This is a genomic window from Enterococcus sp. DIV0210g (assembly GCF_050559705.1).
GTDB classification, from domain to species: domain Bacteria; phylum Bacillota; class Bacilli; order Lactobacillales; family Enterococcaceae; genus Enterococcus_B; species Enterococcus_B faecalis_A.
This window is the reverse complement of sequence record NZ_CP187903.1, coordinates 1-12122: the sequence shown is the minus strand read 5'-3', so window position 1 is coordinate 12122 and position 12122 is coordinate 1. Positions and strand designations below refer to the sequence as shown.

The 12122-nt window shown below is 40.5% G+C and carries 10 protein-coding genes; all 10 read right to left on the bottom strand.

All coding sequences use genetic code 11. The features are described from left to right. Nucleotides 1-1974, bottom strand: a complete 1974-nt coding sequence (locus IGI64_RS00050) for a DHH family phosphoesterase (RefSeq protein ID WP_429939066.1) — start codon at nucleotides 1972-1974, stop codon at nucleotides 1-3. Between the two features lie 212 nt (nucleotides 1975-2186). Beyond that, a complete protein-coding gene (rpsR, locus tag IGI64_RS00045; RefSeq protein ID WP_016623165.1) occupies nucleotides 2187-2423 on the bottom strand; it encodes a 30S ribosomal protein S18 in 237 nt (78 codons plus the stop codon). Between the two features lie 25 nt (nucleotides 2424-2448). Then, the gene (gene ssb / locus IGI64_RS00040) at nucleotides 2449-2967 is read right to left on the bottom strand and encodes a single-stranded DNA-binding protein (RefSeq protein ID WP_429939065.1); all 519 of its coding nucleotides are present in this window, start codon (nucleotides 2965-2967) and stop codon (nucleotides 2449-2451) included. Between the two features lie 45 nt (nucleotides 2968-3012). Then, on the bottom strand, nucleotides 3013-3312 hold the full coding sequence (gene rpsF, locus IGI64_RS00035) for a 30S ribosomal protein S6 (protein WP_016623163.1): 300 nt from the start codon (nucleotides 3310-3312) through the stop codon (nucleotides 3013-3015). A 140-nt stretch (nucleotides 3313-3452) separates the two neighbouring features. Continuing rightward, the gene (gyrA, locus tag IGI64_RS00030; RefSeq protein ID WP_016623162.1) at nucleotides 3453-5945 is read right to left on the bottom strand and encodes a DNA gyrase subunit A; all 2493 of its coding nucleotides are present in this window, start codon (nucleotides 5943-5945) and stop codon (nucleotides 3453-3455) included. 19 nt (nucleotides 5946-5964) lie between these two features. Continuing rightward, the gene (gene gyrB / locus IGI64_RS00025) at nucleotides 5965-7914 is read right to left on the bottom strand and encodes a DNA topoisomerase (ATP-hydrolyzing) subunit B (protein ID WP_016623161.1); all 1950 of its coding nucleotides are present in this window, start codon (nucleotides 7912-7914) and stop codon (nucleotides 5965-5967) included. After that, nucleotides 7911-9035, bottom strand: a complete 1125-nt coding sequence (gene recF, locus IGI64_RS00020; protein WP_016623160.1) for a DNA replication/repair protein RecF — start codon at nucleotides 9033-9035, stop codon at nucleotides 7911-7913. Before recF ends, gyrB begins: the two co-directional genes overlap by 4 nt. Further along, nucleotides 9022-9264: a S4 domain-containing protein YaaA gene (gene yaaA, locus IGI64_RS00015; RefSeq protein WP_034861224.1), complete on the bottom strand. Its 243-nt coding sequence runs from the start codon at nucleotides 9262-9264 to the stop codon at nucleotides 9022-9024. The genes recF and yaaA overlap by 14 nt, the downstream gene beginning before the upstream one ends. Before the next feature lie 228 nt (nucleotides 9265-9492). After that, nucleotides 9493-10623, bottom strand: coding sequence for a DNA polymerase III subunit beta (gene dnaN / locus IGI64_RS00010; protein WP_016623158.1), 1131 nt, complete (start codon nucleotides 10621-10623; stop codon nucleotides 9493-9495). 167 nt (nucleotides 10624-10790) lie between these two features. After that, on the bottom strand, nucleotides 10791-12122 hold the full coding sequence (gene dnaA / locus IGI64_RS00005) for a chromosomal replication initiator protein DnaA (RefSeq protein WP_429939060.1): 1332 nt from the start codon (nucleotides 12120-12122) through the stop codon (nucleotides 10791-10793).

Below are 12122 nucleotides of genomic sequence, written 5' to 3'. Positions count from 1 at the left end.
TTACTCCTTTTCATACATTTGATTGAGGTTGTCGTTAATGACGCTAATCAATCGTTTCTGGGTCTCTTCGACCGTCGTATCTGACAGCTGAGTAGCAGCATTTGTAAAGTGCCCGCCGCCTTCTAATGATTCCATGATGATCTGGACATTGATCGTACCGCTGCTTCGTGCGCTGATCCCAATCAATCCATCTGTTCGTTTGGTGATTACGAATGCAGCATTGATCCCGATCATTGCGAGCAATGTGTCTGCTGTTTTTGCTGCAATCACACTATTATATTCTTTTTCTTCTGAACCTGCAGCAACAATGATATCTTTAGTAACATATTCACTGTGAGCAATCAAATCACTGATTTCCAGATACGTTCCCAAATCTGAGCTCAATAGATATTGTACTAGGGAAGCATCCGCACCGCAAGTTCGTAAATAGCTTGCTACGTCAAATGTACGCGCTGAAGTCCGGACAGTGAAACTATTCGTATCTACAACCATCCCTGAAAGCAGGAGAGTCGCTTCAAAACGAGTAATTTTATTGCTGCGGCTGCTTTGGTATTGAATCAATTCAGTCACTAGTTCCGACGCTGACGAAGCAGAGGACTCAATATATGTCAGCAACGGTTTGCTTGGGAATTCTTCCCCTCTGCGATGATGATCGATCAATACGATTTTATCAAATTGTTCATAAAGATTTTGAGAAATCGAAAGTGATGGTTTATGATAATCCACCATTACCAGCAAATCATTGGCCTTTTTCTGTTCCATTGCCTGCTCAGGAGAAATGATCAATTCTTCTAGTTCCGGTTGTTTATGGATTTCTTCCAAACATCGTTCAACGTCAGGAATGCTCTCTTTTTGATTGATAACGATATAAGCTTTCTTGTCATTAAAACGTGCCAAAGCTGCTACACCGACTGCGGATCCAAGTGCATCCATATCCGGGAAACGATGCCCCATGATATAAACATCGCCTGTTTCACCAAAGATGCGCTTCACAGCTGTACTCATCGCTCTTGAACGGACTCTGGTTCTTCGTACTGCACTGGCAGACTTTCCGCCGTAGTAGATTGGTTTGGCTCCTTCACTCACTTCTTTGACCACGACTTGATCGCCGCCGCGGACTAAAGCGATGTCCAGGTTGTTTTGTGCTTCGTCACCGATTTCTTCCAACGTTTTCTGCCCATACGCTACACCCATACTCAGCGTAATCGGGAGATTTTGTCTTTCCGCTTCGTTTTTCATTCTGTCTAAAAGGTCGAATTTCTTTTCTTTCATTCTCTCCAAATCAGCCATTTGTGCAAAAAAGAAAAATCGTTCTGCATTGATCCGTTTGTAGAAAATATGATATTCGGCCATCCAGTCAGAAACCATAGTCGTAATAAAAGAGTTCAAATAAGAGACTTCTTTGTCGTCCAGTTTATCGATTGCATCCGAATAATTATCGATCGACAAAATCCCAACAACTGGCTGCATATTCCGCTGATGAATCTTTAAGAGCTGGTTTTGCGTGACATCGACAAAATAAATAACTCCTTTTATGGTATCCAAATCGAATTGGAATGTCTTATCTGCTAAATAAACTTGGTTTTTATTTTTCTCTTTTGCATCAAAAAACACGTCCAGCATTTCTTCTTCAGATAATGAAGCCGCTGCCTGTATATCCATTGCAAAAGGATTGATCCAGTCGATTTTCTGCGAAGTTTTGTGGAAAGAGATAACTCCCACTGGCATGATTTCTGAAACATACGCTAGATTCGTTTCTGCGATTGCAGACGCGTGCTGGATCTTTTCACGTTCTTCTAAGACTTGTCCGTTTTGGATCTTCAGCCAAAAGCGCAAGAGTAATAAGTTCGTGACCAAGATAAATAAGGCGCTGAAATAACGAAATGGGAACAGTAAAACAATCAATGTCTCCAGCATGATGAAAAAGACGATCAGTAGAGGGCTGGGTCTCAGTTTTTGTTTTTCTTCTTCCATATTCTTCCTCCCGTACATGATTAGTTTAATTTTACCATAACTTTGGTCATACAACTAAAATTCATTTCTAAATAACGAAGAGGCGTCATGAAATATGTTTGCAGAAAATTTTCAATAACAATTATATATCTATTTTTTGAAAATACAGCAGACGAAAAAACTGCAGACCGCCTTCACTCAAGGAAAGCTGTCTGCAGTTCTATTCTCAAAGATTAGTCTTCGCTAACGAAAGGAAGTAATCCCATGATACGTGCGCGTTTGATTGCAACTGTAAGTTTACGTTGGTTTTTAGCGCCTGTACCTGTTACACGACGAGGTAAAATTTTACCACGTTCTGAGATAAATCTTTTTAGCAATTCGATATCTTTATAATCGATGTATTCAATATGATTAGCAGCGATATAGTCTACTTTACGACGTTTACGTCCGCCTCTTCTTTGTTGTGCCATTCTATTTCCCTCCTATCAAATTCGTTTAGAATGGTAGATCATCATCTGAAATGTCGATCGTTGATCCTCCTGAACCAAATGGATCAGAATTATCGCGATCAAAATCAGGCATACCGTTGGATGATTGAGATGATTGATTAAAGTTGCTACCACCGCCAAAGTTAGCAGATGATTGTCCAGAATTTTGTTGATAGCCGCCAGTTTGTTGACGGTTCTCAGATGCTGTACGTGATTCCAATAATTGGAAGTTTTCAGCAACAACTTCTGTCACATATACTCTTTGACCCTGTTGATTATCATAAGAACGAGTTTGAATACGTCCGGTAACACCCAAAAGTGTCCCTTTACGAGCATAGTTTGCCAACGTTTCAGCAGATTTACGCCAAATTACACAATTGATAAAGTCTGCCTCGCGGTCTCCATTCTGATTCGTAAAATTACGATTCACAGCTAAAGTGAATGTTGCAACAGCAGTTCCACTAGATGTATAACGCAAGTCTGGATCTTTGGTCAAACGTCCAACTAATACAACGTTATTAATCAAAATAGTCATCTCCTCTCATCGTTTTTGTTTCACGTGAAACAAACATTAAGCTTCTTCTTTAATAATCATGTGACGGATAATGTCATCATTGATTTTAGCAAGACGGTCAAACTCGTTGATTGCGCCTGCGCTTGATGGAGAAGATACTTTAACGATGTGATAGATACCTTCACGGTAACCGTTCATTTCATACGCTAGACGGCGTTTTTCCCAATCTTTAGATTCTAGAACTTCAGCTCCATTATCTTTCAAGATTGTATCGAAACGTTCGATTAAAGCAGTTTTCGCTTCTTCATCAATGTTTGGACGAATAATGTACATGATTTCATATTTCGTATTTTCCATTGATTTTTCACCTCCCTATGGACTTCAGGCTCTTAGTTTTCTAAGAGCAAGGATCGTGAGTATAGACTACCCACGATCCTTGATTATACATGACTTCAATTGAAAAAGCAATAAAACTCAGAAATAAATAATTTTAAGTTTTACTTATCTTCGGTTGTTTCTGGATTTTCTGTTTCGGCGCTTTCTGGCGCTTCTTCTGCTGCTTCTGGTTCAACGGTTGCCATTGTCACAACTTTTGTCTCATTTTCCATTTTCATCAAGCGCACACCTAATGTAGAACGGCCTGTTTGAGAAACAGTTGCCGCATTGAAACGGATAATGACGCCTTTGTCTGTGATCAACATGATATCTTCGTCGCCAGTTACAGTTGTCAAACCTGCCAATGGTCCATTTTTCTCAGTGATATTCGCAGTTTTGATCCCTTTACCGCCACGACCTTTTACAGGATACTCAGAAACTTTTGTTCGTTTTCCGTAACCTTTTTCTGTGATGACAAGAACTTCACGGTCTTCTTTCATCAAGGCTGCTCCAACGACGTAATCATTCTCTCTCAAGCGAATCCCGCGAACACCGGATGCTGTACGTCCCATATCGCGAACGGCTTCTTCTTTGAACGTTGCAGAGTAGCCATCGTGAGTACCGATAATGATGTTTGATTGGCCATCTGTCATCAATACATTGACTAATTCATCTTCATCTTTCAAACCAATAGCAATCAAACCGTTGCTTCGGATATTTGAGAAGGCTGTGACTGAGGTACGTTTCACTGTTCCTAAGCGAGTGGTGAAGAATAAATAATGGCCTTCTTCTGCTTGTCCAGACACAGAGATGATTGCTTGGATGTTTTCGCTTGAATCGATTCCTAGCAAGTTGATTACAGGGATTCCTTTAGCTGTGCGGCCGTATTCTGGGATCTCATATCCTTTTGCACGATAAACTTTGCCGTTATTCGTAAAGAACAGCAATGTATCATGAGTCGAACAAGAAACCAGATTTTTCACGAAGTCGTCGTCATGGACACCCATTCCTTGGACACCGCGGCCACCACGTCTTTGTGCGCGGAATTCATTGTTTGCTACACGTTTGATGTAGCCGTTATTAGTCAATGTAATCACGATTTCTTCTTCTTCGATCAAATCTTCGTCTTCTAGACTTAAGACTTCACCGACAAGAAGTTCCGTGCGGCGTTTGTCGCCAAAACGTTGATTCAACTCAGCTAATTCTGTGCGGATGATCTCTGATACACGCTCTGGACGTGCCAAAATATCTGCTAAATCAGCAATCAGTTTTAATAATTCTTGATATTCATTTTCGATTTTTTCTCGTTCCAAACCAGTCAAACGGCGCAAACGCATATCTAAAATTGCTTGCGCTTGACGATCTGATAACTCGAAACGTTCGATCATTGTACTTTTTGCTTCATCATCGGATTTCGAACCGCGAATGATTGCAATAATCTCATCGATATGATCCAAAGCAATACGCAGACCTTCTAGGATATGTGCGCGTGCTTCTGCTTTGTCTTTTTCGAAAATCGTCCGGCGAGTAATAACTTCGCGCTGATGTTCCACATAATTTTCTAAAATTTGTTTTAAACTCAAGACTTTCGGCACGCCTTTTTCGATAGCCAGCATGTTGAAACCAAATGAGTTTTGCAAAGAAGTAAGTTTGTATAAGTTATTTAGAATAACAGATGCACTTGCGTCGCGTCGAACATCGATCACGATCCGCATACCTTCTCTAGATGATTCATCACGTAAATCTGTGATTCCTTCGATTCGTTTGTCACGATGAAGTTCTGAAATACGTTCGATCAATTTCGCTTTATTGACCATGTAAGGCAATTCCGTTACTAAGATCCGTTCTTTTCCGTTAGGCATCTCTGTGATTTCAACACGAGCACGGACAGTAATCGAACCTTTTCCTGTCTCATAAGCTCTTCGGATACCTGATTTACCCATAACTAAACCGCCAGTAGGGAAATCTGGTCCAGGCAAGACTTCCATCAATTCATGGGTCGTTACGTCAGGATTGTCCATCAAAAGATCAATCGCAGCCACAACTTCCGATAAATTATGCGGTGGGATATTTGTAGCCATACCTACCGCGATCCCTGTTGTTCCATTGACAAGAAGATTAGGGAAACGTGCTGGCAGTACTTGCGGCTCTCTTTCTGTATCATCATAGTTGCTTTGGAAATCTACCGTGTTTTTGTTGATGTCGCGCAGCATCTCTGTGGCGATTTTGCTCATACGTGCTTCCGTATAACGCATCGCCGCAGCGCCGTCTCCATCGACCGATCCAAAGTTTCCGTGTCCGTCTACCAGCATGTAGCGGTAGCTGAACGGCTGTGCCATCCGGACCATTGATTCATAAATCGCGCTGTCGCCATGGGGATGGTATTTACCCATAACATCCCCGACGATTCTGGCTGATTTTTTATGTGGTTTATCTGGTGTGACTCCTAGTTCATTCATTCCGTACAAAATACGGCGGTGGACAGGTTTTAATCCATCCCGTACATCTGGCAAAGCACGAGCGACGATAACACTCATCGCGTAATCGATAAAGGAGTTTTTCATTTCACTGCTTAAATTGACATCATGGATATTTTCTCTGATTTCTTCACTCACGATTTTTCCTCCTTTTCGATTAAATATCTAAATTCTTAACATAGTGGGCATTTTCTTCAATGAATGCGCGTCTTGGCTCTACGCGGTCACCCATCAGCATCTCAAAAATCTGATCTGCTTCGATTGCGTCATCCACACTGACTCTCGCCATCATACGTTTTTCTGGGTCCATAGTTGTTTCCCATAATTGATGGTCGTCCATTTCTCCAAGCCCTTTATAACGCTGAACAGTTGCTTTTGGTGAAGCAGGTAAAGAAGCAACAACTTCTTTCAATTCTTCTTCTGCGTTTTTACCAGGCTGTACATAAGTGATTTTCTTCCCTTGTTTCACTCCGTATAAAGGTGGTTGTGCGATATAAACATAACCAGCTTCAACGATTGGACGCATGTAGCGATAAAACAATGTCAATAACAACGTACGGATATGTGCACCATCGACATCGGCATCGGTCATGATAACTAATTTGTGGTAACGCGCTTTTGATACATCGAAATCTTCGCCGAAACCTGTGCCCATCGCTGTAAACAAAGAACGGATCTCTTCGTTGGCAAGGATTTTATCCATACTTGCTTTTTCAACATTCAAGATTTTTCCTCGAATTGGCAAAATAGCTTGGAATTGTCTGTCTCGACCTTGTTTTGCTGATCCGCCGGCTGAATCTCCTTCGACGATGAACAATTCGCATTTTTCTGGATCATTGCTTGAGCAGTCTGCCAATTTCCCTGGCAAGTTGCTGATTTCCAAAGCGCCTTTTCGACGTGTCACTTCACGCGCGCGTTTTGCGGCTAGACGTGCTTTTGAAGCCAGCAGTCCTTTTTCAATGATTTGACGGCCGACGCTAGGATTTTCTAGTAAAAATTTCATGAAATGTTCGCTGAACAGACGATCTGTTACTGTCCGCACTTCTGAATTTCCTAATTTTGTTTTTGTTTGCCCTTCAAACTGAGGATCGGGATGCTTGATAGAAATAACAGCTGTTAGTCCTTCACGTACATCTTCACCTGTTAGATTGTCATCATTTTCTTTCATCAACTTTTGTTTGCGCGCATAATCATTGATGACACGAGTCAACGCTGTTTTGAACCCTGATTCATGTGTTCCGCCTTCATACGTATGGATATTATTGGCAAAACTCATGATGTTTGAATGGTAGCCATCTGTATATTGCATTGCGACTTCAACAGTAATATCTTGTTGTTCACCTTCTAAATAAACTGGTTCAGGGAAAATCACTGTTTTGTTTGCGTTCAAATATTCAACATAGCTTTTGATTCCGCCGTCATAATGATAAGTTTTCAGTACAGGTTCTTCTTCTCTGCGGTCTTCAATAGAGATTTGCAGTCCGCGGTTCAAAAATGCAAGTTCGCGGATACGTGTCGCTAATTTATTGAAATCATAGACCACTGTTTCAGTAAAGATTTCTGGATCTGGGACAAAATGGACGGTCGTACCATGGCGATCGGTTGAATCGATGACTTTCAAATCATCCACTACAGCGCCTCTGCGATATTCTTGATAATAAACTTTTCCGTCTTTATATACTTTTACGTCAAGAGAAGTTGACAACGCGTTTACAACAGATGAACCTACCCCGTGCAAACCGCCGGAAACTTTATATCCGCCTCCGCCAAATTTTCCTCCAGCATGCAAAATAGTGAAAACTGTTTCTACGGCTGGACGACCTGTTTTCGCTTGGATACCAACTGGGATTCCGCGTCCGTCATCGATGACTGTGATACTGTTGTCTTCTTCAATCACTACATGGATCGAATTTGCGAAACCGGCTAAAGCTTCATCAATCGAATTATCGACGATTTCCCAAACCAAATGATGCAGCCCTTCTGAACTTGTTGAACCTATATACATCCCTGGACGCTTACGAACAGCTTCGAGACCTTCCAGTACTTGGATCTGACTGGCATCGTACTCTTTCGCGCGTTCCACTAAACTTTTTTCTTCTTCTGTCATTCAGTTTCTTCTCCTTTTATTTTCCCTTGCTGAACATAAAACACTTCCGGTTCCACCGTCATTTTATTTTTTACATGTTCAAGTGTCGTTGTTGTTAAGAATGTTTGTACTTTTCCTTCGATGGTTTCCAACAGATGAAGCTGGCGGCTGTCATCTAGCTCACTCATCACGTCATCAAGCAGCAAAATCGGGTATTCGTTTGTTTCCTCTTTGATCAAATCGATCTCTGCTAATTTCACACTTAATGCAGTCGTTCTCTGCTGTCCTTGTGACCCGTAAGTCTGGACGTTTTTTTCATTGATCAAAAACTGAAGATCGTCTCTGTGGGGTCCAATAGTGGTCGTCCCTCTGAACAAATCTTTTTGCTTGTTTTTTTTCAATAATTCTAGAAACGTTTCTTGTAATTGTTCTTGTGTTTGATCAGCTAAAGAACCGATTGAAGACAAATAGTCGATTTGCAGACTTTCTTTTTGATGTGTGATTTGACCATGCAATGCATTCGCCCAATATTCCAGACGTTGAACAAAACGATACCTGGCAGCGAGTACTTTGCTTCCGAATTCCGCTAATTGTTCAGATAAAACGTCTAAATACAGCTGATCGGACTGTTTCTTTTCGTTCAGCTGTTTCAAATATTGATTTCTCTGCTTTAAGATTCCTTGATATTGGACCAGATCATAAAGATAGATTGGATTGACTTGTCCTAATTCCATGTCTAAAAATTTTCGACGCAGCTGCGGACTTCCTTTTACGATCGAAAGGTCTTCTGGCGCAAATAAAATGACATTTAGCTGGCCGACGTAGCTGCTTAATTTTTTTTGTTCGATATGGTTGATCTTTGTTCTGCGTCCTTTTTTAGAAAGCAGGATCTCTAAGGGAATCTTTGAAGTACCTCGCGTGATCTCGCCTTGGATCAGCGCTTGATCCTTTCCCCAGCTGATCAGCTCCTGTTCGCTGGCTGTCCGGTGGCTTCTTGTCATAGCCAAAACATAGATACTTTCTAAAATGTTCGTCTTTCCTTGCGCATTTTCTCCTAAAAAAATGACCAGATTTTTAGAAAATTCCATGTTCAGCTCATGATAGTTCCGATAATCTTTCAGCTGGAGTTTATTCAGCCTCATTTGATTGATTTCCTTTTTTTACCATAAAAAAAGTTCCGACATCTGGAACTTCAACAATCATTCCGGGATAAAGTTTTCTACCGCGACGATTTTCTGGTTCTCCATCGACATAAACGGTATTTTCAGCTAAAAACCATTTTGCCTGGCCTCCGCTGCTGATGATCGTCGCTTCTTTCAGCATTTGACCGAGTGTCATGTAATCCGTTTCCAAAACGATTTGTTGTTTCAAAGCTCATCCCTCATTTTCAATTTTCAACATATGTATATTATACCTTTTTTTGCCCAAGAAAACAAATTCATACGTATATTTTTGGATATAAGACGATTTAAGCGAAAAAAGGTATTTTGAATAAAAAGAAACAGAAAGCCTTAAAAGTGATTTTATGGCTTTCTGTTTCAAGATTCTTTTTTCTATTTTTTTTCAGTTCATTTTTCAAAAAGTGTGAAAAATCCCAGATTAATTCGTGCGGACTGGTGTAATCAGCTGAATAAATTGAACGCCGTCTTCCGTTGGTTCCAGCGTAAATGGACGAATAGATGAGATAAATTTGATTTTGATGCTCATATCGCCAAATGCGCGTAATGCAGCTTTCATGTAATCAGGGTTGAATGAGATTTCTAATGGGTCGCCGCTGCTTGATTCATAAGACAAGCTTTCTTCTACTTTCCCGATTTCAGGAGAATTTCCATACAAAATAACGGAATCAGAAGAAATAGACAAACGTACAATGTTATTTCTGCCTTCATGGGATAGCAAAGAAGCACGTTCGATCGCTGCTAAGAAACTTGGAACAGAAAATTCGATTTCTGTATTGAAACTTGAAGGAATCAAACGGTTTGTGTCAGGGTAATTCCCTTCCAGTAATCGAGAATAGAAGAACATTGTCTCTGTTTTGAACAGCACTTGGTTTTCCATGATGCTGATTTCAACGATTTCTTCTTCATTTGTCAAAGAACGAGATAATTCTGTCAAACTTTTTCCTGGAATAACAATATCAAATTGATCTGCTGCTTGTTCAATTGGGATCACACGCTGGCTTAGACGATGTGAATCAGTAGCTACAGCCAATAAGGATTGATTAGACAAAATAAAGTGGACCCCTGTTAAAATCGGTCTGCTTTCGTGTTGAGAAACGGCAAAAACAGTTTCATTGATCAATTTTGTCAAAACATGGACAGGTAATTTGATTTGGTTTTGGCTCTCTACTACAGGCAAATGCGGATAATTATCGGCATCTAACCCATTTACAGTAAAGTTTGCTTTACCTGATGTGATTGCTACTTGTTTGTTTTCTAAAACTTCTAGTGTAAATGTATCTTCTGGCAATTTACGGATGATTTCGCTGAAAAAACGCGCCTGTAAAACGATCGAACCAGTTGATTCGATCTGCATTTGGGCTTTTTCATTATCAGAAGACAAGAAAGTTTCAATAGAAATATCCGCATTGCTCCCAGTCAAGGTCAATCCTTCTGAAGATAAAGTGATTTTTACCCCAGTCAAAATAGGAATAGTCGTTTTACTTGAAATAGCGCGCTGAACAGTTTGCAACTCTTGCATAAAACTTGCTCGATTTAACGTAACTTTCATAATGAATCTCCTTTGGTAGTTATATTTATTATTAGTATATATAAATAATAAAAGTAATAGGTGCTGTTAATTCTGTGGAAAACTAAAAAAATCAAAGATTCTCAAAGAAAAAGCCTTGTGGATATCGTGTGGAAAACTTTTGGGAAAAATCCGGTACTATCCACAAGCTAATTTAAAAGAAAATTTTTGATCTCTGAAACTTCATTTTGCATACTTGCACTTGAATCCATCAATTGCTGGATCTTTTCATGCGCATGGATGACTGTTGTATGATCTTTGCCGCCAAATTCAGCACCGATTTTCGGTAATGAACTGTCTGTCAGCTCTCGAGCAAGGTACATTGCGATTTGTCGAGGAACAACGATGGATTTGACCCGTTTTTTCCCTTTTAGATCTTTCAATTGGATGTGATAATATTTTGCCACTTCTTCTTGGATCTGCAAAATCGACAATTGATTGTGCCCTTTTCCTGATTTCAATGTTTTCAGTGCATCAGCTGCCAAACTAGTTGTGATATCTGCACTATTCATTGTAGCGAATGCTTGAACACGCACCAACGCGCCTTCAAGTTCACGGATATTTGAATCGATTTGTCCCGCAATATAACTTAGTGTGTCATCCGGGATCTCCAAACGTTCAGCTGCCGCTTTTTTTCGCAAAATCGCAGTACGTGTTTCAAGGTCTGGCGGTGTGATGTCAACTGAAAGACCCCACGCAAAGCGCGAAACCAAACGTTCTTGGAGTTTAGGGATCTCATTTGGCAGACGATCACTTGTCAGAACGATTTGCTTTCCTTCGTTATAAAGTGCATTGAATGTATGGAAAAATTCTTCTTGGGTTGCTTCTTTTTCAGCAAAAAATTGAATGTCATCTACTAGCAGCAGATCAATATTTCGATATTCTTGTCGGAATTCTTCTGCTGTTTTGTTTTGGATAGAATTGATAAAGTCATTCGCAAATGTTTCGCTGCTGACATATTTTACTTTCGCATTTGGCTGGCTAAGCAGCATTTGATGGCCGATCGCGTGCATCAAATGGGTTTTACCAAGTCCGACACCACCATAAAAGAACAGCGGATTATAGATAGAACCAGGATCTTCCGCAACAACTAAAGCTGCAGCATGGGCCATTTGGTTGCCTTTCCCGATAACGAAAGTATCAAATGTATATTTAGGATTCAGCATCGCTTTTTTCTTTGGATCAGCAGCTGGTGCTTTTGGAGCTGCTTCTTCAATGATTTCTTGGTCAGCTTCATCGCCTGTAACGAAACGAGGGATAATCTCATCGCCGGTCAGCATGAAGCCTAGTTCAACGATTTTTGTTGAGAGATTTTTTTCCCAATATTCTTTATGGATCTTACTGGGTACCTCTAATACCAGCTGATTGTTTTTCAGCGAGCGAGGGACAGCTGTTTCGATCCAGGTATTGTAACTGGCAGGAGATAAATCCTTTTGATAACCAGTTTTTAGTTCGGTCCAGAGAGCATCGAGGGATACCAT